At 68.8% G+C, this 24,750-nt stretch carries 21 protein-coding genes and 1 pseudogene; 13 read left to right on the top strand and 9 right to left on the bottom strand.

Translation table 11 applies throughout. The features are described 5' to 3' along the window. Positions 1–20: 20 nt before the first annotated feature. Positions 21–473, top strand: a complete 453-nt coding sequence (locus tag H7J89_RS13385) for a TetR/AcrR family transcriptional regulator (RefSeq protein WP_066947324.1) — start codon at positions 21–23, stop codon at positions 471–473. Here the strand turns inward: H7J89_RS13385 and nirD are convergent. Together nirD and nirB are read right to left on the bottom strand one after the other, a co-directional pair. Next, positions 470–826 carry a nitrite reductase small subunit NirD gene (nirD, locus tag H7J89_RS13380; protein ID WP_067200568.1) on the bottom strand — a complete coding sequence of 119 codons (357 nt, stop codon included), beginning with the start codon at positions 824–826 and terminating at the stop codon, positions 470–472. The genes H7J89_RS13385 and nirD overlap by 4 nt on opposite strands. After that, positions 823–3,402: a nitrite reductase large subunit NirB gene (nirB, locus tag H7J89_RS13375; RefSeq protein ID WP_264044169.1), complete on the bottom strand. Its 2,580-nt coding sequence runs from the start codon at positions 3,400–3,402 to the stop codon at positions 823–825. Before nirB ends, nirD begins: the two co-directional genes overlap by 4 nt. A 227-nt stretch (positions 3,403–3,629) precedes the next feature. On the opposite strand from nirB, the gene H7J89_RS13370 reads away from it, so the two are divergent. Next, positions 3,630–4,070 (top strand): Hsp20/alpha crystallin family protein, encoded by a 441-nt coding sequence (locus tag H7J89_RS13370; RefSeq protein ID WP_264044168.1) that lies wholly within the window; start codon positions 3,630–3,632, stop codon positions 4,068–4,070. Between the two features lie 73 nt (positions 4,071–4,143). Here H7J89_RS13370 and H7J89_RS13365 read toward each other — a convergent pair whose 3' ends face one another. Beyond that, positions 4,144–4,902, bottom strand: coding sequence for an isocitrate lyase/PEP mutase family protein (locus tag H7J89_RS13365; protein ID WP_264044167.1), 759 nt, complete (start codon positions 4,900–4,902; stop codon positions 4,144–4,146). A 114-nt stretch (positions 4,903–5,016) separates the two neighbouring features. Between H7J89_RS13365 and H7J89_RS13360 the strand changes: the two genes are divergently transcribed. From H7J89_RS13360 to H7J89_RS13340, 5 genes are all read left to right on the top strand, one after another. Then, positions 5,017–5,313 carry an Rv0250c family protein gene (locus tag H7J89_RS13360; RefSeq protein ID WP_264044166.1) on the top strand — a complete coding sequence of 99 codons (297 nt, stop codon included), beginning with the start codon at positions 5,017–5,019 and terminating at the stop codon, positions 5,311–5,313. A 78-nt stretch (positions 5,314–5,391) separates the two neighbouring features. Beyond that, positions 5,392–6,219: a succinate dehydrogenase subunit SdhC gene (gene sdhC / locus H7J89_RS13355; RefSeq protein ID WP_264044165.1), complete on the top strand. Its 828-nt coding sequence runs from the start codon at positions 5,392–5,394 to the stop codon at positions 6,217–6,219. Between the two features lie 45 nt (positions 6,220–6,264). After that, positions 6,265–8,181: a fumarate reductase/succinate dehydrogenase flavoprotein subunit gene (locus H7J89_RS13350; protein ID WP_264044164.1), complete on the top strand. Its 1,917-nt coding sequence runs from the start codon at positions 6,265–6,267 to the stop codon at positions 8,179–8,181. Next, complete coding sequence (locus tag H7J89_RS13345; RefSeq protein WP_264044163.1) at positions 8,181–8,927, top strand: succinate dehydrogenase/fumarate reductase iron-sulfur subunit; 747 nt, start codon at positions 8,181–8,183, stop codon at positions 8,925–8,927. The genes H7J89_RS13350 and H7J89_RS13345 overlap by 1 nt, the downstream gene beginning before the upstream one ends. Before the next feature lie 72 nt (positions 8,928–8,999). Continuing rightward, a complete protein-coding gene (locus H7J89_RS13340) occupies positions 9,000–9,155 on the top strand; it encodes a hypothetical protein (RefSeq protein WP_197503656.1) in 156 nt (51 codons plus the stop codon). 6 nt (positions 9,156–9,161) lie between these two features. Here the strand turns inward: H7J89_RS13340 and H7J89_RS13335 are convergent, their stop codons facing one another. Together H7J89_RS13335 and H7J89_RS13330 are read right to left on the bottom strand one after the other, a co-directional pair. Then, positions 9,162–9,650 carry a flavin reductase family protein gene (locus tag H7J89_RS13335; protein WP_264044162.1) on the bottom strand — a complete coding sequence of 163 codons (489 nt, stop codon included), beginning with the start codon at positions 9,648–9,650 and terminating at the stop codon, positions 9,162–9,164. A gap of 6 nt (positions 9,651–9,656) precedes the next feature. Beyond that, a pseudogene (locus H7J89_RS13330) lies at positions 9,657–10,683 on the bottom strand (isopenicillin N synthase family dioxygenase). Between the two features lie 201 nt (positions 10,684–10,884). Here H7J89_RS13330 and H7J89_RS13325 point away from each other — a divergent pair. Beyond that, a complete protein-coding gene (locus tag H7J89_RS13325) occupies positions 10,885–12,720 on the top strand; it encodes an acyl-CoA dehydrogenase (protein WP_264044161.1) in 1,836 nt (611 codons plus the stop codon). Between the two features lie 283 nt (positions 12,721–13,003). Here H7J89_RS13325 and H7J89_RS13320 read toward each other — a convergent pair whose 3' ends face one another. Beyond that, on the bottom strand, positions 13,004–14,344 hold the full coding sequence (locus H7J89_RS13320; RefSeq protein WP_264044160.1) for an acetyl-CoA C-acetyltransferase: 1,341 nt from the start codon (positions 14,342–14,344) through the stop codon (positions 13,004–13,006). Positions 14,345–14,493: 149 nt separating this feature from the next. Between H7J89_RS13320 and H7J89_RS13315 the strand changes: the two genes are divergently transcribed. Both H7J89_RS13315 and H7J89_RS13310 read left to right on the top strand, forming a co-directional pair. Next, entirely contained in the window at positions 14,494–15,858 is a 1,365-nt protein-coding gene (locus H7J89_RS13315) for a 3-oxoacyl-ACP reductase (protein WP_264044159.1), read from the top strand. Positions 15,859–15,871: 13 nt separating this feature from the next. Next, the gene (locus H7J89_RS13310; protein ID WP_264044158.1) at positions 15,872–16,714 is read left to right on the top strand and encodes a MaoC/PaaZ C-terminal domain-containing protein; all 843 of its coding nucleotides are present in this window, start codon (positions 15,872–15,874) and stop codon (positions 16,712–16,714) included. A 19-nt stretch (positions 16,715–16,733) separates the two neighbouring features. Here H7J89_RS13310 and H7J89_RS13305 read toward each other — a convergent pair whose 3' ends face one another. From H7J89_RS13305 to H7J89_RS13295, 3 genes are all read right to left on the bottom strand, one after another. Continuing rightward, positions 16,734–17,981, bottom strand: a complete 1,248-nt coding sequence (locus tag H7J89_RS13305) for a chloride channel protein (RefSeq protein WP_264044157.1) — start codon at positions 17,979–17,981, stop codon at positions 16,734–16,736. Between the two features lie 16 nt (positions 17,982–17,997). Next, a complete protein-coding gene (locus H7J89_RS13300) occupies positions 17,998–18,651 on the bottom strand; it encodes a TetR/AcrR family transcriptional regulator (RefSeq protein ID WP_264044156.1) in 654 nt (217 codons plus the stop codon). A 64-nt stretch (positions 18,652–18,715) separates the two neighbouring features. Further along, a complete protein-coding gene (locus tag H7J89_RS13295) occupies positions 18,716–19,855 on the bottom strand; it encodes a glycoside hydrolase family 3 N-terminal domain-containing protein (protein ID WP_264044155.1) in 1,140 nt (379 codons plus the stop codon). Positions 19,856–19,990: 135 nt separating this feature from the next. Here H7J89_RS13295 and H7J89_RS13290 point away from each other — a divergent pair, with 135 nt between their 5' ends. From H7J89_RS13290 to H7J89_RS13280, 3 genes are all read left to right on the top strand, one after another. After that, complete coding sequence (locus H7J89_RS13290; protein ID WP_308205120.1) at positions 19,991–20,191, top strand: DUF2613 family protein; 201 nt, start codon at positions 19,991–19,993, stop codon at positions 20,189–20,191. Positions 20,192–20,273: 82 nt separating this feature from the next. Then, positions 20,274–20,447, top strand: a complete 174-nt coding sequence (locus H7J89_RS13285) for a DUF2613 domain-containing protein (protein ID WP_065443914.1) — start codon at positions 20,274–20,276, stop codon at positions 20,445–20,447. A gap of 76 nt (positions 20,448–20,523) precedes the next feature. Next, positions 20,524–24,729: an alpha-(1->3)-arabinofuranosyltransferase gene (locus H7J89_RS13280; RefSeq protein WP_264044153.1), complete on the top strand. Its 4,206-nt coding sequence runs from the start codon at positions 20,524–20,526 to the stop codon at positions 24,727–24,729. Positions 24,730–24,750 lie beyond the last annotated feature (21 nt).

The raw sequence follows: 24,750 nt of genomic DNA, 5'->3' as shown, positions 1-24,750 counted from the left end.
ATACGGACGATCCTGGCAGCATGCCCCGTCACGAGGAACCGTCGCGCGGGCTTCTGGACCCGGTCGCCAAGATGCTGCGGTTGCCGTTCGGCACACCGGAATTCATCGACCGGATCGTCACCGGCGGGGTCAACCAGGTCGGCCGTCAGACGCTACGCATGCTGATCACCACGTGGGACGCCGCCGGCGGTGGCCCCTTCGCCGCCAGCGCGATAGCTTCCACCGGGATGGCCAAAACCGCCGAAACGGTGCAAAGCATGTTCATCGGCCCGGTTTTCGGCCCACTGCTGAAGGTCCTGGGGGCCGACAAGGCCGCCACCCGAGCGTCGCTGTGCGCCTCGCAACTGGTCGGCCTTGGCATCATGCGCTACGGCATCCGCTCCGAGCCGCTGCATTCGATGTCGGTCGACGCGATCGTCGATGCCATCGGCCCGACGATGCAGCGCTACCTCGTCGGTGATATCACCCGCTAGGCGGCGATCCGACCGACCTGGACGAAGCCGTCGGCGGTGACGCGCGCCGGGTACACCGGCACCGAGAAGTTCGGATCGTCCAGGCATTCACCGTCTTCCAGCGAGAAGGCCTGCTTGAGGATCGGCGACTGAACCGCCACCCGGCCCCCGCGGTCGCCCACGATCCCGCGCGAGAGCACGGCCGCGCCGGAGAACGGATCGACGTTACCCACCGCGTACACCGAGCCGTCGTCCAGCCGGAACAGCGCCGCCTGGGAACCGTCGTCGAGCAGCACGCCGACCCCGCGACCCGGGATGAGCCGGTCGTACTCGCAGGCCGTCGTCCACACCTGAATGTCGTTGAGAAGTGTCATGATTCCTCTCCAGCTCCCGTACGGATCTTCGGCATGCCAATGGACACCGGGATTTTGCGCCCGGCGTGCTCGGTGAACTCCACCGTCGAGTCGACGGCGTCCGGGGCGTTGACGAACGACACGAACCGCGACATCTTGTCCGGGTCGTCGAGCACGCCCTTCCATTCACACTTGTAGTTCTCCACGTGCCGCTCCATTGCGGCCTCGAATTCGTCGGCCAGGCCCAGCGAGTCCTCGCAGACGACCTCGCGCACGTGATCGAGCCCGCCCTCGAGCGAATCCACCCAGGGGGCGGTGCGCTGCAGCCGGTCTGCGGTCCGGATGTAGTACATGACGAACCGGTCGACGTAGCGGACCAGCGTCTGGGTGTCCAGGTCGCTGGCCAACAGCTGGGCGTGCTTTGGCGTCATGCCGCCGTTGCCGCCGACGTAGAGGTTCCAGCCCTTTTCGGTGGCGATGACGCCGACGTCCTTGGAGCGCGCTTCGGCGCACTCCCGCGCGCAACCCGAGACACCCATCTTGATCTTGTGTGGCGCCCGCAGGCCTCGGTAGCGCAGCTCCAGGTCGATCGCCAGCTGCACCGAATCCTGCTGGCCGTACCGGCACCAGTCGGTGCCGACGCAGCTCTTCACGGTGCGCAGCGCCTTGCCGTAGGCGTGGCCGGATTCCATGCCGCCGTCGACCAGCCGTCGCCAGATCTCCGGCAACTGGTCCACCCGGGCGCCGAACATGTCGATCCGCTGGCCGCCGGTGATCTTGGTGTAGAGGCCGAAGTCCTGCGCGATCTGCCCGATCAGGATCAGGTGCTCGGGCTTGATGTCACCGCCCGGCACCCGCGGCACCACCGAGTAGCTGCCGTTCTTCTGGATGTTGGCCAGAAAGTGGTCGTTGGAATCCTGTAGCGAGGCTTGTTCGCCTTCGAGGATGTGGTCCGAGCCGGTCGAGGCCAGGATGGACGCGACCACGGGTTTGCAGATGTCGCAACCCTTTCCGCGACCGAAGCGCTCCAGCAGGCCGGAGAAGGTCCGGATCTCGGTGGCCGAGATGATCTCGAAGAGCTCCGCCCGCGACTGGCTGAAGTGCTCGCACAGCGCCTTGGACTGTTCGACGCCCTCGGCTTCCAGCAGCTGCTTGAGCAGGGGCACGCACGAGCCGCACGACGTACCGGCCGCGGTGCACGACTTGAGCGAGGGCACGTCGGCGCAGCCGTCGGCGATGGCGCACTTCAAATCGCCCTTGGTGACGTTGTTGCACGAGCAGATCTGCGCGGAATCCGGCAGCGCGCCGACTCCCAACGCCGGAGCCTCACCGGAAGCCGGGGCGATCAGCGCGAGCGGGTCGCCCGGCAGCTCGCTGCCGACCATCGGCCGCAGCACCCCGTACGACGAGGCGTCGCCCACCAGAACTCCGCCGAGCAGGGTCTTCGCGTCGTCGGACAGCACCAGCTTGGCGTAGGTCTTCTTGACCGCGTCGTTGATGGCGACTTCGAGGCAGTTCTCGGTCACGCCCATCGCATCACCGAAGCTGGCCACGTCGACACCGAGCAGCTTGAGCTTGGTCGACAGGTCCGCTTCGCCGAACTCCGCGGCGCCGTTCAGCAGACGGTCGGCCACCACCTCGGCGGAGGTGTATCCCGGTCCCACCAGGCCGTAGCACCGGCCCTGGATCGCAGCGACCTCGCCGACCGCGTAGATGTCCGGATCGCTTGTGCGGCATGCTAAGTCGGTGAGCACGCCGCCCCGCGCGGCGAGTTCCAGACCCGCGGCCCTGGCCAGCTCGTCGCGCGGCCGGATGCCGGCCGCAAAGATGACCAGCCCGGCGTCGATGACCTCGCCATCGGTCAGGCGCACCCGCACCGACGACACACCGTCCGAATGATCGATCGCCTCGATCGACTCCGTGCCCGTGCCCACGTGCACCGCGATGCCCAGGTCGCTGACCATCCTGGCCAGCAGGGCGCCGCCCCCCTCGTCGATCTGCTGGGCCATCAGGCGCGGCATCATCTCGACGACGTGCGTCTGTAACCCGAACTGGCGCAACGCGTTAGCGGCTTCCAGGCCCAACAGGCCACCGCCGATCACCACGCCCGCCGGGGTGCGACCGGCTTCCACCGTGCGCTGGGCGTCGGCCCGGATGGCGTCGAGGTCGTCGAGCGTGCGATACACGTGGCACGCCGCCAGGTCGTGCCCGGGCACCGGCGGAACGAACGCGTAGGACCCGGTGGCCAGCACCAGCGTGTCGTAGCCGTGCCGTTGCCCGTCGGCCGTGACCACAGACTTCGCTTCCCGGTCGATCTCGGTGACGCGAGCGTTCAGCACCAATCGAACCCGTTCGTCACCCGCGTAGTCGTTGCCCGGCAGTGCCAGCAGCTTGCGATCCCAGCTCTCGGTGTACGAGGTGAGGCCAACGCGGTCGTAAGCCGCGTCGGCCTCCTCGGCCAAAACCGTGATGCGCCACAGGCCCTCGGCGTCACGCGCCCGGAGCGCCTCGACGAGCCGGTGCCCCACCATGCCGTGCCCGACTACGACGATGTGACCGCCCGCACACTGAGCGCGCGAAATCCCGTCTGCAGCCATGGCTTTGAGGTTAACGGCCGGAAATTACCGCGATTTCGCCCAATGTGACGGTCCTATGACGAGGATCTCACAACTCACAGGGAGCCCTGTGAATATTCGTTCGCCCAAGGCGAACGCCTAGGTGGAACTTAAGCGTTGTCGACTCATGTTTTCCCTTATAGCCGGCCGGAAGAGCGCCGGACACAGCAAATCCACAACAAAGCTCAAGGAAGTACAAGGAGATCCCCATGAGTAACCTCGCACTGTGGTCGCGACCGGCCTGGGACACCGACCGGTGGTTGCGTGACTTCTTCGGCCCCGCCGCCGCTTCAGACTGGTACAAGCCGGTGACCAGCGGTTTCAGCCCCGCCGCCGAGATCGTCAAGGACGGCGAGGACGCGATCGTGCGCATCGAGCTTCCCGGCGTCGACGTCGAGAAGGACGTCAATGTAGAGGTCGACCGCGGCCGACTCGTGATCCACGGCGAACGCCGCGACGAGCACGCCGAAGAGAAAGAGGGGCGCACCCTGCGCGAGGTCCGCTATGGATCCTTCCGCCGGTCGTTCCAGCTGCCGGCCCACGTCACCGGCGACGCCATCACGGCCTCGTACGACGCCGGCGTGCTGACCGTGCGGGTAACCGGCGCCTATGCAGGGAACCAGGCGCGGCGCATCGAGATCACCAAGTAAGAGGTGAGCAACGATCCGGCGGGGTCACCGGCCCCGCCGGATTCCTCTGTCGCGCAATCGTTTCCGTCGTGGATCAGCGCCAGCGCGCCAGCAATTCCCTGGCCCGGGTCGCCAGCGCGGCCTGGAAGAAGGGACCGAAGCTGATGCGTGCGACGCCCAGCGGCCCGAAGGACGCCGCGTCGTCCTGATCGGGCAGCGCGATCGCGTTGACCGGCAACGGCAGGTCTGCGGCCAAGCGGCGCAACGTCTCCGGGTCGTGCCGACCCACCGGGTACAGCACATCGGCGCCCGCGCCCGCGGCCTCGGTCAGCCGCGCCACCGCCCGCTCGACGCGGTCCGCATCGTCTCCGTCCTTGCGCAGGAACAGATCGGTGCGGGCGTTGATCACGACGTGCACCCCGGCCGCATCGGCGGCTGCCCGCAGCGCGCCCACCAATTCGGCGTGCTCACCGGCGGACCTGAGCCGCTTGCCCTCGGAGTGCACGGTGTCTTCGATGTTCAGCCCGACGGCCCCGACGCTCAGCAGGCCCTCGATCAGGCGCTCCGCACCCAACCCGTAACCGGATTCGACGTCCACCGAGACCGGGACGTCGACCGCGGCCGTGATCTGGGCGACCCGGGCCAGCACGTCGTCGAACGACATGCCCTCCCCGTCGGGTTTGCCGACTGAATCCGCCAGCGGATGGCTGCCCACGGTGAGCGCGGCGAACCCGGCGTCCGCGGCGAGCCGGGCCGACCAGGCGTCCCACACCGTCGGCAGCACCACCGGGTCACCCGGTCGGTGCAGGTCGAGCAGCGCGGCGGCACGTTCGGCGGCGGTCTGACCAGGCATGGGCGTGTTTGCTCCGGGTTCGGCAGGGAAGTGAGTCGCCTGACGTCAGGCTGTGCCGTGGATATTATCGGGGGCGTACTGTGATCCGTAACACCGCCCGCGCAAGGAGATCCGTTGAGCACCACTACTGAACTCGCCGAACTGCACGACCTCATCGGCGGCCTGCGGCGGTGCGTGGACTCCCTGAAGAGTCGCTACGGTGACAGCCCGGCGATGCGGCGCATCGTCATCGACGCCGACCGGATCCTGTCCGACGTCGAACTGCTTGACACCGACGTGTCCGAGTTGGACCTGGCGCGCGCCACCGTGCAGCAGTCAAACGAGAAGATCGTCATTCCCGACACCCAGTACGACAGCGAATTCTGGCGCGATGTCGACGACGAGGGTGTCGGGGGTCACAGCAGGTCCTGACAACCCAAGCCCCCCGGAAATGAGGGGGTGCTCTCTGTGTACCCTTCGACCAACAGCCCGTTCGAAGAGGAACACTAGATGAGCGCACCCACGGCGAACCGTCCTGCGTCAGGTGTCTTTTCACCCACGCGCGCCCGCATCCCGCAACGGACCCTACGTACCGACCGGTGGTGGATGTCGCCGCTGCGGATCGACTTGGGCTTTGCCGCTTTCGTCATCTACGCGACTCTGCGGGCGTTCCAACGCGATTACTTCTTCGTCCCGCAATATCACTACCTGACGCCGTTCTACTCCCCATGCGTGAGCACGGCCTGCGGGGCCGCCGGCGACTTCTGGCCGCAGATCCTGCCCGACGTCTGGTGGCTGCCCTACGCGGCGCTGACGCTGCCGTTCCTGCTGCTGTTCCGGTTGACCTGTTATTACTACCGCGGCGCCTACTACCGCACGGTGTGGCAGTCGCCCAGCGCCTGCGCGGTGGCCGAGCCCCGCGTGCACTACACCGGCGAGACCAGGTTCCCGCTCATCATCCAGAACAGCCACCGGTACTTCTTCTACATCGCCGGCATCATCTCGGTGATCAACACCTACGACGCGATCATCGCGTTCCACTCCGACACCGGTCCGGGTGGCTTCGGCTTCGGACTGGGCAACCTGATCATGGTCGGCAACGTCGTCATGCTGTGGATCTACACGCTGTCCTGCCATTCGTGCCGGCACGTGACCGGCGGGCGGCTCAAGCACTTCTCCAAGCACCCTGTGCGGTACTGGATCTGGACCCAGGTCAGCAACATCAACACCCGGCACAAGATGTACGCCTGGATCACCCTGGGCACCCTGATGCTCACCGACTTCTACATCGCGCTGGTAGCCAGCGGCACTATCGGTGACCTGAGATTTGTTGGCTGAAACGCCATTTGAAGAATAATCAGAACTTAGCTAGCGAGGGTTTTCATGGTTGAGGTCGAGCGGCATGCCTACGACGTAGTCGTCATCGGCGCCGGCGGCGCGGGACTGCGAGCGGTCATCGAGGCGCGCGAACGCGGCCTCAAGGTCGCGGTGGTGTGTAAGTCCCTGTTCGGCAAGGCCCACACGGTCATGGCCGAGGGCGGCTGCGCGGCATCGATGGGCAACACCAACCCGAAAGACAACTGGAAGACCCACTTCGGCGACACGATGCGGGGTGGGAAGTTCCTCAACAACTGGCGGATGGCCGAACTGCACGCCAAGGAGGCACCGGACCGCGTCTGGGAGCTGGAAACCTATGGCGCGCTGTTCGATCGCCTCAAAGACGGCAAGATCAGCCAGCGCAACTTCGGCGGGCACACCTACCCGCGGCTGGCGCACGTCGGCGACCGCACCGGTCTGGAACTGATCCGCACGATGCAGCAGAAGATCGTTTCGCTGCAGCAGGAGGATTACGCCGAACTCGGCGACTACGACGCGCGCATCAAGGTGTTCGCCGAGTGCACCATCACCGAGCTACTCAAGGACGGCGACGCGATCGCCGGGGCCTTCGGCTACTGGCGCGAGACCGGTCAGTTCGTCCTGTTCGAGGCGCCCGCGGTGGTGCTCGCCACCGGCGGAATCGGCAAGTCGTTCAAGGTCACCTCGAACTCCTGGGAGTACACCGGCGACGGGCACGCGCTGGCCCTGCGGGCGGGCGCGTCGCTGATCAACATGGAGTTCGTTCAGTTCCACCCGACCGGCATGGTGTGGCCGCCCAGCGTGAAGGGGATTCTCGTCACCGAGGGTGTCCGCGGTGACGGCGGTGTGCTGAAGAACTCCGACAACAAGCGGTTCATGTTCGACTACATCCCGCCGGTGTTCAAAGGCCAGTACGCCGAGACCGAACAAGAGGCCGACCAGTGGCTCAAGGACAACGACTCGGCCCGCCGCACCCCCGACCTGCTGCCCCGCGATGAGGTCGCGCGCGCGATCAACTCCGAGGTCAAGGCCGGCCGGGGCAGCCCACACGGTGGCGTGTTCCTCGACATCGCGTCCCGGTTGACGCCCGAGGAGATCAAGCGGCGGCTGCCGTCGATGTACCACCAGTTCAAGGAGCTGGCCGGCGTCGACATCACCAAGGAGCCAATGGAAGTCGGACCCACCTGTCACTACGTGATGGGCGGTGTCGAAGTGGACGCCGACACCGGCGCGGCCACGGTCCCGGGCCTGTTCGCCGCGGGCGAGTGCTCGGGTGGCATGCACGGCTCCAACCGGCTCGGCGGCAACTCGCTGTCGGATCTGCTGGTGTTCGGCCGGCGGGCCGGACTGGGCGCCGCCGACTACGTGCGGGCGCTGAGCAGCCGTCCCACGGTCTCGGCGGAGGCCGTCGAGACCGCGTCGAAGCGGGCGCTGTCCCCCTTCGAGGGGCCGGCCAACGGCGCCCCGGCGGAGAACCCCTACACGCTGCAACTCGAGCTGCAGCAGTCGATGAACGACCTGGTGGGCATCATCCGCAAGGCGGACGAGGTCTCCGAGGCCCTCGCGCGGCTCGACAAGCTACGCGAGCGGTTCAAGAACATGCACGTGGAGGGCGGCCGCCAGTACAACCCGGGCTGGAACCTGGCGATCGACCTGCGCAACATGCTGCTGGTCAGCGAGTGCGTCGCCAAGGCCGCGCTGGAGCGCACCGAGAGCCGCGGCGGCCACACCCGCGACGACCACCCGGCGATGGACTCGGGGTGGCGCAAGGTGCTTCTGGTCTGTGAGGCCGCCGGTGGCGACGAGGTGATCCCCGACATCAGCATCACCCGCAAGGACCAGGTGCCGATGCGGTCCGATCTGCTGGAGCTCTTCGAGATCTCCGAGCTGGAGAAGTACTACACCGACGACGAGCTGGCCGAGCATCCAGGACGGAGAGGCTAATGACCTACGACGCGACCATGCGTGTGTGGCGCGGTGACGATGCCAGCGGCGCGCTGCAGGACTTCACGGTTGAGGTCAACGAGGGCGAGGTGGTGCTCGACATCATCCATCGCCTGCAACAGACCCAGACACCCGACCTCGCCGTGCGGTGGAACTGTAAGGCGGGCAAGTGCGGCTCCTGCTCGGCGGAGATCAACGGGGTGCCGCGGTTGCTGTGCATGACCCGGATGTCCACCTTCGCCGAGGACGAGGTGGTGACCGTGACGCCGCTGCGGACGTTCCCGGTGATCCGGGACCTGGTCACCGACGTTTCCTTCAACTACGAGAAGGCGCGCGAGATCCCCGCCTTCGCGCCGCCGAAGGACCTGCAGCCGGGCGAGTACCGGATGGCGCAGGCCGACGTGCAGCGCTCGCAGGAGTTCCGCAAGTGCATCGAGTGCTTCCTGTGCCAGAACGTGTGCCACGTGGTCCGCGACCACGAGGAGAACAAGAAGGCGTTCGCCGGACCGCGATTCCTGATGCGGATCGCCGAGCTCGAGATGCACCCGCTGGACACGCTGGACCGGCGCAACCAGGCTCAGGAGCAGCACGGGCTGGGCTACTGCAACATCACCAAGTGCTGCACCGAGGTCTGCCCGGAAAACATCAAGATCACCGACAACGCGCTGATCCCGATGAAAGAGCGGGTCGCCGACCGCAAGTACGACCCGGTGGTGTGGCTGGGCAACAAGTTGTTCCGGCGCTGACCCGAGCGTTAGCCCGCCCGGCGCGCCGGGTACCCGCATAGCACCCAACCTCCGAAAGGCAGCGTGGGAGACATGCGAGAAACCACCAGCATCAACGAAATCCGAACCGCCATCCGGGAGTTGTCCGCCCGAGCCGATCTTGCGCGTAAGGAAGGCCGCCCCGACGACGCCGCCGAGATCGAGCAGAGGATTGCGGGCTTCCGGGCGGAACTCGGCCGGCGCCCGTAGCCGCGTTCAGACGCCGAGGCGCCGGAACGCGCTGCGGTGAAACACGATCGGGGCGACGTCGGCGTCCACCGTCACTTCGTTGACCCGCAGCACCACGATCGTGTGATCCCCGGCCGGGATGAGCTGTTCGATCGCGCTTTCCAGCCAGAGACCGGTGCCCTTGATGAACACCGCGCCGCTCTCCCTGGACTCCGTCTCCAGACCGGCGAACCTGTCCCCGGTCTTGGCGGCCAGGGTGCGGGCGGCCTCGTCGTGGGCTTCGCCGAGGACGCTGATGCCCAGCATCGGCAAGTCTTTGAGCTTGGGCCACGTCGTCGAGGTGTTCTGCACACAGAACGACACGAGCGGCGGATCCAGGGAGACGGGGACAAAGGTGCTGGCGGCCAGGCCGTGCCGGGTTCCCTGGACTTCGGCGGCGATGGCGACCACCCCCGAGGGGAAGTGGCCGAAGGCCTCACGAAGTGTGGATGGTGTCAGGTTCTTGTTCGAGTTCACCGGAATTCATTCGCCCCTTGAGCCGAGAACGGGATTCTCATTCCCGACCCTACCTGCCGAATGTCCGTGCGCCGACGCCACATCGGGGTGTGCGCGCAACCTGCTCTTCCAGGCGTTGCGGCCGTAGACCGAGAAGATCGGATCCGCAGGGTCGGTCACCCGGCCGGCGCGCGCCCGCAGTTCGGGGGGCAGCGTCAACACCGGGATTCGGGCGTCCAGCCGGGGGTTGAAGAAGTACGGCACCGAGATCCGGTCCGCGGGCTGCTCCTCCAGGTTCACCCGGTGCTCGGTGGCGCGCAGGTAACCGCCCGTCGCCACCTCCAGCAGCTCGCCGATGTTGACGACGAAGGCGCCGTCGGCGGGCGGCACGTCGATCCATTCCCGGGTACCGGGCCGGCGCACCTGCAGGCCCCGGCTCCCCGGCTCGGCCAACAGCAGGGTGAGCACGCCGGAGTCTTTGTGTAGGCCGACGCCCTGCGGCGAGGCCGCGCTGCGCGGGTAGCGCACGATCTTGATCAGCGTGGCGGGCGTCTCGGCGAAGGCGGGGTCGAAGACGTCCGCTGGGCTGCCCAGCGATACCGCCCAGGTGCCGGAGCAGGGTGCGGGCTACCGCGGATAGCGCGGCGTCCCAACGATCGACGATCCCGGGCAGTTCGGGCAGCGCGGCCGGCCACTGGTTGGGCCCCTGCAGCCACAGGTAGTCGGGCTTGCCGGGCGCCCCGATCGGCGCACGTTCCGGCCCGATGTCGATCTGCTCGCGCCAGTCCACCTGGCCGCGGGTCAGCTCGCCGCCCATTCGGGTATAGCCGCGGAAATGCGGACTGTGCACCATCGCGACCGCGTCCTTCTCGGCCTGCGGCAGCTCGAACAGCCGGCGCGCCACCTCCAGCAGCCTGCCGGCGAGCTCGTCGGGCACGCCGTGCCCGGTCAGGTAGAAGAAGCCCACCTCGTGCGCGGCCTCGCGCAAACCCCGCCGCAATTGGGCCGCCGACGTGCGCAGATCCACTACGGGCAGGGTGGTGATGCATCCCATAGTTTGAGATCCGTTTCATTATCGCCGCAGGTCAGAGGCGCTCTAGCGGCTCCCCAACCGGTTGGTTAATTAGACGATGAAATCTAGCTCACATTGACTTGCGTTGAACTGTCTCGGAGCGATATTTTAGCGGTGTTACTGGTGGGTAACTTAGAAGTAGTACCCAACCACAAGTGGCATTCTCAACGAGGAGGAACCGTAGTGAGCCACTACAAGAGCAACGTCCGTGACCAGGTGTTCAACCTGTTCGAGGTCTTGGGCGTTGAGAAGGCTTTGGGCGCCGGCGACTACAGCGATCTGGACGTCGACACCGCGCGCGAAATGCTGTCAGAGATCAGCCGACTGGCCGAGGGCCCGGTGGCCGAGTCGTTCGTCGAGGGGGACCGCAACCCGCCGGTCTTCGACCCGAAGACCCACTCGGTAACGCTGCCGGAGTCGTTCAAGCAGTCGATCCGTGCCGTCCAAGAAGCCGGTTGGGACAAGGTAGGCCTCGAGGAGGCCATCGGTGGCATGCCGATGCCCAAGGCGCTGCTGTGGGCGTTGCACGAGCACCTGCTGGGTGCCAACCCGGCCGTGTGGATGTACGCCGGCGGCGCCGGCTTCGCCAACATCCTCTACCACCTCGGCACCGAGGAGCAGAAGAAGTGGGCCGTGATCTGCGCCGAGCGCGGGTGGGGCTCCACCATGGTGCTCACCGAGCCGGACGCCGGTTCCGACGTCGGCGCCGGGCGGACCAAAGCGGTTCAGCAAGAGGATGGTTCGTGGCACATCGACGGGGTCAAGCGCTTCATCACGTCAGGTGACTCCGGCGACATGTTCGAGAACATCTTCCACCTGGTGCTGGCCCGCCCCGAGGGAGCGGGCCCGGGCACCAAGGGCCTGTCGCTGTTCTTCGTTCCCAAGTTCCTGTTCGACTTCGAGACCGGTGAGCTGGGCGAGCGCAACGGCGTCTTCGTGACCAACGTCGAGCACAAGATGGGTCTGAAGGTTTCGGCCACCTGTGAGCTGTCCTTCGGCCAGCACGACGTGCCCGCCAAGGGCTGGCTGGTCGGCGAGGTGCACAACGGCATCGCGCAAATGTTCGACGTGATCGAGCAGGCCCGCATGATGGTGGGCACCAAGGCGATCGCGACCCTGTCGACCGGCTACCTGAACGCGCTGGAGTACGCCAAGTCCCGCGTGCAGGGCGCCGACATGACGCAGATGACCGACAAGACCGCTCCGCGGGTGACCATCACGCACCACCCCGACGTGCGCCGGTCGCTAATGACCCAGAAGGCCTACGCCGAGGGTCTGCGTGCGCTGTACCTCTACACCGCGACCTACCAGGACGCGGCGGTTGCCGAGGCCGTGCACGGTGTGGACGCCGAGCTGGCCGTCAAGGTCAACGACCTGATGTTGCCGGTGGTCAAGGGTGTCGGATCCGAGCAGGCCTACGCCAAGCTCACCGAGAGCCTGCAGACCTTCGGTGGGTCCGGCTTCCTGCAGGACTACCCGATCGAGCAGTACATCCGGGACGCCAAGATCGACTCCCTCTACGAGGGCACCACGGCCATCCAGGCGCAGGACTTCTTCTTCCGCAAGATCATCCGCGACAAGGGTGTGGCGCTGGCTCACGTGTCGGGCGAGATCCAGAAGTTCGTGGACAGCGAGTCCGGCAACGGCCGGCTGAAGTCCGAGCGCGAGCTGCTGGCGAAGGCCCTGGCCGACGTCCAGTCGATGGCGGCCACGCTGACCGGCTACCTGATGGCCGCCCAGGAGGACGTGACCAGCCTCTACAAGGTCGGCCTGGGATCGGTGCGCTTCCTGATGAGCGTCGGCGACCTGGTCATCGGCTGGTTGCTGCAGCAGCAGGCGGCGGTGGCCGTGCAGGCGCTGGACGCCGGCGCCAGCGGCGACGAGCGGTCCTTCTATGAAGGCAAGGTCGCGGTGGCCTCGTTCTTCGCGAAGAACTTCCTGCCGCTGTTGGCCAGCACCCGCGAGGTGATCGAGACGCTGGACAACGACATCATGGAGCTCGACGAAGCCGCCTTCTGACAGGCAAAAGCGAAGGCCCCGCTTCGGGATGGGAGCGGGGTCTTTGCTTTCACGGGCACAAACGGCACAAAAAGGCCGCCGCTGGATCCCCTCACTCCAGCGGCGGCCCTTTTCGTACGCCCGTCCGCGCTGACCGGCGGTCGTTTCAGGGATGCCCCGTATTGCCGTCGGGGTCGGGGGGTCAGACCACAACACGGGGTCATCCGGGCACTCGGATACCCCTCCGCCGTGATTACTAACCCGCTGTGACCGATCTCATGAATCGGCCGACCCCGGGGGCGGCTCAGGCCTCCAGGATCGCGGCCACGCCCTGACCACCCGCGGCGCAGATGGAGACCAGGGCCCGCAGCGGCTTGCCCGCGCCACCCTTTTGCTCCGCCCTCTTCTGGGCGAGCTGCTTGGCCGCCTGGGCGAGGATCCGCCCGCCGGTCGCGGCGAAGGGGTGGCCCGCGGCCAACGAAGAGCCGTTGACGTTCAGCTTGGAGCGGTCGATCGACCCGAGCGCGGCGTCCAGGCCCAGCCGCTCCTTGCAATAGTCCTCCGACTCCCACGCCTGCAGGTGCGCAAGCACCACCGAGGCGAATGCCTCATGGATCTCGTAGAAATCAAAATCTTGCAGTCCCAGTCCGTTTCTCGCCAGCAGCCGCGGCACCGCGTAGGTGGGTGCCATCAACAGGCCGTCGCGGCCGTTGACATAGTCCACGGCAGCGGTTTCCGCGTCCACCAGGAAGGCCAGCGGCGTCAGCGAGTGGGCTGCCGCCCACTCCTCGGAGGCCAGCAGCGCGACGGAGGCGCCGTCGGTCAGCGGGGTGGAGTTGCCGGCCGTCATCGTCGCGTCGCCCGACTTCACCCCGAACACCGGCTTGAGCTTGGCCAGCTTCTCCGCCGACGAGTCCGGGCGCAGGTTGTCGTCGCGGTACAGCCCGAGGAACGGGGTCACCAGGTCGTCGAAGAAGCCCCGATCGTAGGCGGCGGCCATGTTGCGGTGGCTGGCCGCGGCCAGCTCGTCCTGGTCGACGCGCTTGATGCCCATCTCCTTGGCGGTGATCGCCTGGTGCTCACCCATGGACAGCCCGGTGCGCGGCTCGCTGTTGACCGGAATCTGGATGCCCAGGGTCGCGGGCAGCGTGCCCACCAGCCTCAGCCGCTGCACGTTGGACTTGGACCGGCGCAACTTGAGCAGGGTGCGGCGCAGGTTGTCGCCCAGTGCGATCGGCGGGTCCGAAGTGGTGTCCACGCCGCCGGCGGCGGCCACGTCGTAGCGCCCGGCCGCGATGCCGTCGGCCGCGGCGATGGCCGCCTGCAGGCCGGTGCCGCACGCCTGTTGCAGGTCGAACGCCGGCGTGTACGACGACAACGCGGAGCCCAGCACGCATTCGCGGGTCAGGTTGAAGTCACGGCTGTGTTTGAGCACGGCGCCGCCGACCACCGCGCCCAGCCGTTCGCCGGCCAGCCCGAAGCGGTCCACCAGCCCGCCCAGCGCGGCGGTGAACATGTCCTGGTTGGACGCCTCGGCATAGGCGCCGTCGGACCGGGCGAACGGGATGCGGTTGCCGCCCAGCACGGCGACGCGTCGCCGTTGCGAGCTGCGCTGGTTGCTTGCCTCGGAACTTGCAGGGGCCACTGTCTTCTCCGTGTATCTGCCGTCTATCGGTTTTGGGATGCCCGTCTGGGGCCATACTACCCACTGTTCTTACTCTGAAGTAAGTTCGTCCCCGATACGGTGGGCAGTAGGCACACCCCGACTTCGCAAGCGCATGGAAGGTAGCTCCGGTGGCTCCCAAGGTCTCGTCCGATCTGTTTTCTCAGGTTGTCAATTCCGGTCCTGGATCGTTTCTCGCCAAGCAGCTCGGTGTCCCGCAGCCCGAGACGCTGCGCCGCTACCGGCCCGGTGACCCGCCCCTGGCGGGCTCCCTGCTGATCGGCGGCGAGGGGCGAATCGTCGAGCCGCTGCGCGCCGCGCTGGACAAGGACTACGACCTGGTGGGCAACAATCTCGGCGGGCGCTGGGCCGACCAGTTCGGCGGCCTGGTGTTCGACGCCACCGGAATCACGACCCCGGAGGGTCTCCGGGGGTTGTATGAGTTCTTCACGCCGCTCCTGCGCAACCTGGGCCATTCCGCGCGCGTCGCGGTGGTCGGCACCACGCCCGAGGCCGCCGCCAGCCCCTACGAGCGGATCGCGCAGCGCGCCTTGGAGGGCTTCACCCGCTCGCTGGGCAAGGAGCTGCGCAACGGCACCACGGTGGCGCTGGTGTACGTCTCACCCGATGCCAAACCCGCTGCGACGGGCCTGGAATCGACCATGCGGTTCATCCTGTCGGCCAAGTCCGCCTACGTCGACGGCCAGGTGTTCTACATCGGCGAGGCCGACTCCACGCCGCCGGCCGACTGGGAGCGGCCGCTGGACGGCAAGGTTGCCATCGTGACCGGCGCGGCCCGCGGGATCGGCGCGACGATCGCGGAGGTGTTCGCCCGCGACGGCGCCCGCGTCGTCGCGATCGACGTCGAGTCGGCCGCCGAGACGCTGGCCGAAACGGCCAGCCGGGTCGGGGGCACGGCGTTGTGGCTCGACGTCACCGCCGAGGACGCCGTCGACAAGATCACCGAGCACCTGCGCGAGCACCACGGCGGCCGCGCCGACGTGCTGGTCAACAACGCCGGCATCACCCGCGACAAGTTGTTGGCCAACATGGACGATGCTCGCTGGGACGCCGTCCTGGCCGTCAATCTCCTTGCCCCGCTGCGGCTTACCGAAGGACTGGTGGGCAACGGCAGCATCGGCGAGGGGGGCCGGATCGTCGGGCTGTCCTCGATGGCCGGCATCGCGGGCAACCGTGGGCAGACCAACTACGCCACCACCAAGGCCGGGATGATCGGCCTCACCCAGGCGCTGGCGCCGGAGCTGTACGCCAAGGGCATCACGATCAACGCCGTCGCGCCGGGTTTCATCGAGACCCAGATGACGGCGGCCATCCCCCTGGCCACCCGTGAGGTTGGCCGCCGGATGAACTCGCTGCTGCAGGGCGGCCAACCCGTCGATGTCGCGGAGACCATCGCCTACTTCGCCAGCCCGGCGTCAAACGCGGTGACGGGCAACGTCATCCGCGTCTGCGGCCAGGCCATGCTGGGCGCATAGCTGAGGAGAAGCGATGAATCAGCCAAGCGGCCTGAGGAACATGCTGCGCGCGGCGGCCGGGGCCCTGCCGGTGGTGTCCCGCGGCAACCAGCTGCCCACGCGCACGGTGGACATCGAGGAACTGCCCATCGACCGCACGAACGTGGCCGAGTACGCCGCGGTCACCGGCCTGCGCTACGGCAGCAACGTACCGCTGACCTATCCGTTCGCGTTGACCTTCCCCGCAATGATGTCGCTGGTGACTGGCTTCGACTTCCCTTTCGCCGCAATGGGTTCGGTGCACGTCGAGAATCACATCACGCAGTACCGGCCGATCGCGGTCACCGAGACCGTCGGCGTGCACGTGCATGCCGAGAACCTGCGTGAGCACCGCAAAGGTCTGCTGGTCGACCTGGTGACCGACGTGAGCGTCGGCAACGACACCGCGTGGCATCAGGTGACGACCTTCCTGCACCAGCAGCGCACCAGCCTGTCCGACGAGCCCAAGCCCCCACCGCAGAAGCAGCCCAAGTTGCCTCCGCCCAGCACCGTCCTGCGCATCAGCCCCGGCCTGATCCGGCGCTACGCCGTCGTCGGCGGCGATCACAACCCGATCCACACCAACCCCATCGCGGCCAAGCTGTTCGGCTTCCCCACCGTGATCGCGCATGGAATGTTCAGCGCGGCAGCGGTATTGGCCAACATCGAGGCCCGGTTCCCCGACGCTGTGAAGTATTCGGTGCGGTTCGGCAAACCGCTGGTGCTGCCCGGCACGGCGGGGCTCTACATCGACGAGGCCCATGACGGCTGGGACATCTCGCTGCGCAACATCGCCAAGGGCTACCCGTATCTGACCGGCACGGTCCGGGCGCTTTAGCGCTTTCGGTGGCGATCCGCTAGCCCGAGTGCGTCGGGCCGCGGCCCTTGGCAAGGACTTTCAGCCCGTGGGCGCCGGTCGCGGTCAGCAGAAAGAGCAGAAACAACCACAACGGCGGCCGGGCGAGCTCCCAGACGAAGATGGCCGCCCAGATCGGTGAGCCCTGCGTCACCGCGAGCACGCCGGCGGCGCCCGCGAGTGACACCGCCGGCACGTGCAGGTGAGTTCCGGTCGCCCAGTTGATCGTCAGCACCAGCGCCGCACCGGCGGCCGCGCCGGTGGCCAGCGAGGGTGTCAGCATCCCGCCGGCCCCGCCGGCGCGCAAGAACAACGCGGTGAGTAACGGTTTCAGGGCCAGAATCGCGAGCGCCGACAACGGCGTCATGCCGCTGGCCAAGCTGACGGTCAGGATGCTGCGGCCGTTGCCGGGCAACTCGGTCCACCAATGCGAACAGATGCCCATCACCAGCCCGGCCCCGGCGAGCGCGGGGACCAGCACCCAGGTCCGCATCTGCCTGGCCGGCCGCGCCGCCGCCATCAGCCGGTTGAACGCCAGCCCGACCGCGAGGGTCAGCGGCGCCAGCAGCAGCCCGTGCGCGGTCAGCAGGTACGTCGACTCCCCGATCGGCCACTGCAGGTTGGGTTCGTCGCGCGTGATTGCCGAACCGACGGCGACCGCCAGGCTCGAGGAAATGACCGCCGCGCCGACCGCCCGCGGGTGCCAGCTGTTGAGCAGGATCCGCACCGAGAACAGCGCACCGGCCAGTGGGACGGCGTACACCGCGCCCAGCCCGGCGCCGGCCGCGCACGCGAGCAACACCTCGCGATCGCGGGGCGATAGCCGCTTGAGCCAAGCCGTCCCGAAATCGCCTAGCGCCGCGGCGAATTGACGCGGCGCCCCCTCCCGCCCGAGGGATGCCCCGGACCCGACGAGCAGCACCTGCAGCATCGCGTCGACGCTCCAGGAAAACCGCGGTATCCGCTCGCGGCGCGCGATGGTCTCCGCCAGGGGCGGCACGTGCGTCCTGCTCCGCAGGATCCACCACCCGACCGCCGCCAACGCGGCGCCGATCATCGGCCCCACCACGCGGCGCACCGGGCTGCTGCCGGCAACGCCGACCAGCAGTGCGCCAAAGGTGTAGTTGTACGTGACGTGTTGGACGAAGCGCAGCACCAACGTCGTCGCCAGACCGGCCACCCCGGCCAGCAACCCGACGATCACTACGGCGCAGAAGAAGTCGACGGTGCGGGCGGGCGGTCGAGCCACATGACGAATGTAGGGGCTAGCGCCGGGCCGCGCCGCGGCCGCCCTTCTTGGGCAGCGCCGCGGCGGCGGCCTCCCGCTCCTCCGGCCCGCCCCGCAGGCCGTGCCAGAACAGGTTGATCATCAGCTCGGCCGCCTCGTCGGCGTCGATGTCGCCGATGCTGAGCTGGTTGGCCATCGCCTCGCCCGCCCCCACCAGCGCCACGGCCATCATCTCGTGCTCGCGGTCGGTCCGCCTGCTGCGGCTGCCGGCCCGCACCAGCCCGGCGACCAGCTCGATGATCTGTTCACGACCTTCGCGCACCAGGTGCGCGAACGCCTGCGAACTGGTGGCCTGGGTGTACATCACGATCCACGACGCCCGGTTCGCATCGATGTAGCGCATGAACGCCACGATGGTGTTGCGCAGCAAGTCTTTCGGGCTCTGGGTGAAGTCGATGTCGGCGCGAACCGCGTCGATGAACCGGCCCATCTCCCGGTTCAGGCAGGCGCCGAACAGGTCCTCCTTGGAGCCGTAGTACAGGTACAGCATCGGCTTGGAAATCTGCGCCTCGGCGGCGATGGCGTCCATCGAGGTCTCGTGGTAGCCGTTGACCGAGAACATCTGCACCGCGGCGTCGAGCATCTGTTGCTCGCGGACAGCGCGCGGTAACCGCTTGGTGCCACCCGCCATCGCTTGCCTCTCTAGCCCGTCTATCTGACTCCAGAGTAAGCAACGCGCCGGGTCGGCACACGCTTTAGTGGCCGCAGGCCGGACTGCGACCCTTCATCGTCGCCACCCGCGTCAGCGCGTCATCGACCCGCTGCGAAGGCAACTCACCGGCGGCCACGGCCTTCTGCAGCCGGTCCAGGACCGCGGGCACCTCCTCGGTGGTCACCCAGAGCGCGACGTCGGTGCCGGCCTGCAGCGTGCGCAGCACCGCCTCGGCAACCCCGTATCGGTCGGAGATGGCGCCCATGCTGGACAGGTCGTCGGTGAACACCGGGCCGTTGAACGGTGGAGCGCCGTAGCCGACGCCGTTGCGCAGCAGCTGCACCGCCGCGGGGCTCAGACTGGCCGGGTCGTCGCCGGTCAGCCCGGGGACCTGCAGGTGGCCCAGCATCACCGCGACCGGGGCCGCGGTGATCAGCGTCCGGTACGGCACCAGGTCAAGGTTCTGCAGGTCGCTCAGCGGCGGTGTCACCACGCCGCCGGTGTGCGAGTCGCCCGAGCCGTGCCCGTGTCCGGGAAAGTGCTTGAGCACCGGCAGCAGGCCGGCGTCGCGCAGGCCCTGTGCGTACGCCCCGGCGTAAGCGATGACGGTGTTGGGATCGCCGCCGAACGAGCGGTCGCCGATCACGCCGCTCGTGGCATCGGTGACGTCGACGACGGGCGCGAAGTCGATGGTGATGCCCAGCTCGCGCATCTTCTTCCCGCGCTCGGCCGCCAGGTCGTGGACTTGGGCGACGGTCTGGGTCTGGGCAAGCTGCCGGGGCGACGGTGCCTCCCCGATCAGCGACCGCAACCGCGACACCCGGCCGCCCTCCTCGTCGACGCTGACCGCCAAGGGCAGCGGTCCGGCCTTCGCCGCGATGTCGGCGAGCGGGCCTTTGAAGATCGACAGGTCGGTCCAGCTGCCGATGAAGATGCCGCCCACGTGGTAGCCGTCCACCACCGAGTGGGCGTCATCGGCGCTTTTCACACCCACCATCAGCAGCTGGGCCAGCTTGTCGCGGACGGGCAGCGTGGTGACGTCGCCGCAGGCCGGCGGCGCTGGGGCGGCCGCCGGCTTGCCGGCCGAGGTCGACGGGCCCGGTGGCCGCGCGGCGTGGTGAGCGCAGCCCGCCAGCAACACCGACACGGAGACGAGCACGGCCAAGGTCCGCGAAAATGACATCGGGCCATGTTTTCATGGCGCTATCCGGGCCTCCGGATCTGGGGAGCGACGAGGTTTCGTCGGGGGTTTTCTTCTTCGGCTGCGGGGGCACTCCTGGGCTGGTGCCAGCGGGGCTAGGGGGCCAAGATGCCAGCGTTGACCGGTTTCACCCTGGCCGCGGCGGCCAGCATCGCGGTGGGTCTGTCGGTGGGTGTCGCGACGACGGTCGGCGTCACGCTGGCCGCCGCCGAGCACGGCGGGGCGCCGGCGCGGGGCCGTCCGGCTTCGCTGAACCCGCTGGGGCCCCACCAGGTCCAATACGGCGACCGGTGCTTTCACGGTCACTGCCTGCCCTGACGAGCGCCCCGGGGCGCCGACCCCCTTCTGCTAGGTTGGCGCTAGGCCGACCACGTTTTCCCGATGCCGTTAGGAGCCGTCGATGAACCGGATCATTGCGCCCGCCGCCGCGAGCGTGGTGGTTGGTCTGTTGCTCGGCGCGGCAGCGATCTTCGGTATCACCTTGATGGTGCAGCAGGACACGAAACCGCCACTCCCCGGGGGCGATCCGCAGTCGTCAGTGCTCAACCGGGTCGAGTACGGCAACCGTAGCTAGCGGCGATCGCAAGCGCAGTGGGTCGCCGGCTGCGGACTCAGCGGCCATAGCGGCGGCCGGCCCGCCGGCCCCTGGCTTGCCTGCCGCGTCCGTTTCGCGCCGATGGCTGTGGCTGGTCGGTGCGCTCGCCTGCGCGCTGACGTTCGGCCAATCCCCCGGCCGGGTTTCCCCCGACACCAAACTCGACCTCACCGCCAACCCGCTGCGTTTCCTCGCCCGGGCCACCAACCTGTGGAACAGCGACCTACCGTTCGGGCAGGCGCAGAACCAGGCCTACGGCTACCTGTTCCCGCATGGCACCTTCTTCGCGATCGGCCATCTGCTCTCCGTGCCGGGGTGGATCACGCAACGGCTGTGGTGGGCGCTGCTGCTGACGATCGGCTTCTGGGGGCTGTTGCGGGTCGCCGAGGCGCTGGGCATCGGCAGCCCTGCGTCACGGGTGATCGGCGCCGCAGCGTTCGCGCTGGCGCCGCGGGTGCTGACCACGCTGGGGTCCATCTCGTCGGAAACCCTGCCGATGATGCTGGCGCCGTGGGTGTTGCTGCCCACGATCCTGGCCCTGCGCGGTTCCGCCAACCGGTCGGTGCGAGCGCTCGCGGCGCAGGCCGGTCTGGCCGTCGCGTTGATGGGCGCGGTCAACGCGATCGCCACGCTGGCCGGCTGCCTGCCCGCGGTGATCTGGTGGGCGTGCCACCGACCGAACCGGCTGTGGTGGCGCTACACCGGGTGGTGGCTGGTGGCGCTGTTCCTGGCGATGCTGTGGTGGGTGGTGGCGCTGGTGATGCTGCGGGCCATCAGCCCGCCCTTCCTGGACTTCATCGAATCCTCCGGTGTTACAACGCAATGGTCGTCGCTGACCGAGATGCTGCGCGGCACCGACAGCTGGACCCCGTACGTGGCGCCGACCGCCACCGCGGGCGCCCCGCTGGTGACCGGCTCGGCGGCCGTCCTGGCCACCTGCCTGGTCGCGGCGGCGGGGCTGGCCGGGCTGGCCAGCCCGCGAATGCCGGCGCGCGGACGGTTGGTGACGATGCTGCTGGCCGGCGTGGTGTTGATGGCCGCCGGTTACAGCGGCGGGCTGGGCTCGCCGGTGGCGCACGCCGTGCAGACGTTCCTGGACGCCGGCGGCGCGCCGCTGCGCAACGTGCACAAGCTGGGGTCGGTGATCCGGATCCCGATCGTGCTGGGCGTCGCCGGAGTGCTGGGCCGGATACCGCTGCCCGGCCGGGAGCCCGTCTCGGCCTGGCTGCGCGCGTTCGCCCACCCCGAGCGCGACCGGCGGGTGGCGGTGGCGATCGTCGTGCTGACGGCGCTGATGGTGAGCACCTCGCTGGCGTGGACCGGCCGGCTCACCCCACCCGGCACCTTCAGCGCGATTCCCCGCTACTGGCAGGAGACCGCCGCCTGGCTCAGCGAGCACAACACGGGCGCGCCGGTGCCCGGCCGGGTGCTGGTGGCCCCGGGGGCGCCGTTCGCCACGCAGGTGTGGGGCACCAGCCATGACGAGCCGCTGCAGGTGCTCGGCAACAGCGCGTGGGGCGTGCGCGACTCGATACCGTTGACCCCGCCGCAAACCATCCGGGCGCTGGACTCGGTGCAACGCCTGTTCGCCGCCGGTCGCCCCTCGGCTGGTCTGGCCGATACCCTTGCCCGCCAAGGTATTTCGTACCTGGTGGTGCGCAACGACCTGGACCCGGACACGTCGCGCTCGGCGCGGCCCATCCTGGTACACCGCGCTGTCGACGGGTCCCCGGGGCTGCGGAAGGTGGCGCAATTCGGCGAGCCGGTGGGTCCCGGCACCCTGGCGGGCTTCGTCGCCGACAGCGGACTGCGTCCGCGCTACCCGGCCGTGGAGATTTACCGGGTGGAGGTCGCCGGCGATCCGGGCGCCCCGTACTTCGCCGACGTCGACCGGCTGCCCCGGGTGGACGGCGGACCGGAGGCGCTGCTGCGCCTCGACGAGCGGCGCCGGCTGCAGGGCCGGCCGCCGCTGGGCCCCGCGCTGATGACCGCCGACGCGCGCGGCGCCGGATTGCCGGTGCCGACGGTGACCGTCACCGACACCCCGGCGGCCCGCGAGACCGATTACGGCCGGGTGGACCAACATTCGTCGGCCATCCGGGCCGCGGGCGACGCACGGCACACCTACAACCGGGTGCCCGACTACCCCGTCCCCGGCGCCGACCCGGTCGTCGGCGCCTGGAGCGGCGGCCGGATCACCGTGTCGAGCTCGTCGTCGGACTCCACCGCGATGCCCGACGTCGCGCCGGCGACCTCCCCCGTCGCCGCCATCGACGGCGACCCGGCTACGGCGTGGGTGTCCAACTCGCTGCAATCTGCCGTCGGGCAGTGGCTGCAGGTCGATTTCGACCATCCGGTGACTAACGCGGCGATCACCCTGACGCCCAGCGCGACGGCCGTCGGCGCGCAGGTGCGCCGCATCATGATCGAAACCGCGACCGGCAGCACCACCCTGCGGTTCGACGAGCCCGGCAAGCCGCTCGCCGCCGCGCTGCCCTACGGCGAGACGCCGTGGGTGCGGATCACCGCCGCGGGCACCGACGACGGGTCCCCCGGCGTGCAGTTCGGCATCACCGACCTGGCGATCACCCAGTACGACGCGTCCGGATTCGCGCACCCGCTCGACCTGCGGCACACCGTGCGGGTTCCCGGGCCACCACCCGGCGCGGCGGTCGCGGGCTGGGACCTGGGTTCCGAATTGCTCGCCAGGCCGGGCTGCGCGTCGACGCCGGACGGCGTGCGCTGCGCGCCGTCAATGGCCCTGGCTCCGGAGGAGCCGGTGAATCTGAGCCGGACGCTGACCGTTCCGGCACCGATGTCGGTGACCCCGCTGGTGTGGGTGCGGCCACGACAGGGACCCAAACTGGCCGACCTGATCGCCGAGCCGAACACCACCCGGGCGCGGGGTGACTCCGACCTGGTGGACGTCCTCGGCTCCGCGTATGCGGCGACCGACGGCGACCCGTCCACGGCATGGACGGCGCCGCAGCGGGTGGTGCAACACAAGACCCCGCCCACGCTGACGCTCACCCTGCCGCGGCCCACCGAAGTCGCCGCGCTGCGGCTGGCGCCGAGCCGATCGGCGTTGCCCGCGCACCCGACGATGGTGGCGGTCAACCTGGGCGACGGCCCGCAGGTGCGCGCGTTGAAACCCGGTGAACCACAGACACTCCCGCTGCATCCCCGGGTCACCGACAGCGTCACCGTCAGCCTGCTGGACTGGGAAGACGTCATCGACCGCAACGCGCTGGGTTTCGACCAGCTCAAGCCGCCGGGGCTGGCCGAGCTGGCGGTGCTCGGCGCCGACGGCAAGCCGATCGCGGCCGCCGAAGCCGCCCGTGATCGCACGCGCGAGATCGCCGTCGACTGCGACCACGGCCCGGTCATCGCGGTCGCGGGCCGGTTCGTGCACACGTCGATCCGCACCACCGTCGGCGCCCTGCTCGACGACGAACCGGTTGCGGCGCGGGCGTGCGACCGCGACCCGATCGCCCTGCCGGCGGGCCAGCAGGAGCTGCTGATCAGCCCGGGAGCCCAGTTCGTCGTCGACGGTGTCGACCTGTCCCCGCCGGCCGCGGCCGCCGCGACGCCCGGCCCCGTCGGGGTTCCGGTGTGGCGGGCGTGGGGTCCGGACCGTCGCGAGGTGCAGGCTCCGCCGTCGACCACGTCGCGGGTGCTGGTCATCCCGGAAAGCATCAACCCCGGTTGGGTGGCGCGCACCGGCACCGGGGCCCGGCTGACCCCGGTCGCCGTCAACGGGTGGCAGCAGGGCTGGGTGGTGCCGCCGGGAGACCCCGGCACCATCACGCTGACCTTCCCGTCCAACGCGCCGTACCGGCTGGGTCTGGGGCTGGGGCTGGCCTTGCTGCCGCTGCTGGCCATGCTCGCGCTGTGGCGCACCCGAAGCGGGCGCGCCGACGGCGCTCCCGCCCAGCCGTGGCAGCCGGGACCATGGGCGGCGGCCGCCGTGCTGGCCTGCGGGGCGGTGATCGCCGGTGTGGTCGGGGTCGTGGTGGTCGGCGGAGCCCTGGGCCTGCGCTACGCGTTGCGCCGGCGGCGCATGGACGACGCCACGATGGTCCTGAGCGCGGGTGGGCTCATCCTGGCGGGCGCGGTGTTGTCACGGCATCCCTGGCGGTCGGTCGACGGCTACGCGGGCCATTCCGCGAATGTTCAGCTGCTGGCGCTGATTTCGCTCGCGGTGGTCGCCGCTTCGGTGGTGACGATGGGCGATGCGGCGGGCCGGTCCCGGGACGAATAGCGGTCGAGGGTATTGGCTGGC

The sequence above is a fragment of the Mycobacterium paraffinicum genome (assembly GCF_025822865.1).
GTDB classification, from domain to species: Bacteria; Actinomycetota; Actinomycetes; order Mycobacteriales; family Mycobacteriaceae; genus Mycobacterium; species Mycobacterium paraffinicum.
The sequence above is the reverse complement of the archived record's forward strand: the minus strand, read 5'-3'. Positions and strand labels throughout refer to the sequence as shown.

Bases quoted from the DNA above. Each gene is read 5' to 3' on its own strand.
- H7J89_RS13385 (WP_066947324.1), top strand. From the start codon at position 21: ATGCCCCGTCACGAGGAACCGTCGCGCGGGCTTCTGGACCCGGTCGCC.
- nirD (WP_067200568.1), bottom strand. From the start codon at position 826: ATGACACTTCTCAACGACATTCAGGTGTGGACGACGGCCTGCGAGTAC.
- nirB (WP_264044169.1), bottom strand. From the start codon at position 3,402: ATGGCTGCAGACGGGATTTCGCGCGCTCAGTGTGCGGGCGGTCACATC.
- H7J89_RS13370 (WP_264044168.1), top strand. From the start codon at position 3,630: ATGAGTAACCTCGCACTGTGGTCGCGACCGGCCTGGGACACCGACCGG.
- H7J89_RS13365 (WP_264044167.1), bottom strand. From the start codon at position 4,902: ATGCCTGGTCAGACCGCCGCCGAACGTGCCGCCGCGCTGCTCGACCTG.
- sdhC (WP_264044165.1), top strand. From the start codon at position 5,392: ATGAGCGCACCCACGGCGAACCGTCCTGCGTCAGGTGTCTTTTCACCC.
- H7J89_RS13350 (WP_264044164.1), top strand. From the start codon at position 6,265: ATGGTTGAGGTCGAGCGGCATGCCTACGACGTAGTCGTCATCGGCGCC.
- H7J89_RS13345 (WP_264044163.1), top strand. From the start codon at position 8,181: ATGACCTACGACGCGACCATGCGTGTGTGGCGCGGTGACGATGCCAGC.
- H7J89_RS13340 (WP_197503656.1), top strand. From the start codon at position 9,000: ATGCGAGAAACCACCAGCATCAACGAAATCCGAACCGCCATCCGGGAG.
- H7J89_RS13310 (WP_264044158.1), top strand. From the start codon at position 15,872: ATGAATCAGCCAAGCGGCCTGAGGAACATGCTGCGCGCGGCGGCCGGG.
- H7J89_RS13300 (WP_264044156.1), bottom strand. From the start codon at position 18,651: ATGGCGGGTGGCACCAAGCGGTTACCGCGCGCTGTCCGCGAGCAACAG.
- H7J89_RS13295 (WP_264044155.1), bottom strand. From the start codon at position 19,855: ATGTCATTTTCGCGGACCTTGGCCGTGCTCGTCTCCGTGTCGGTGTTG.
- H7J89_RS13285 (WP_065443914.1), top strand. From the start codon at position 20,274: ATGAACCGGATCATTGCGCCCGCCGCCGCGAGCGTGGTGGTTGGTCTG.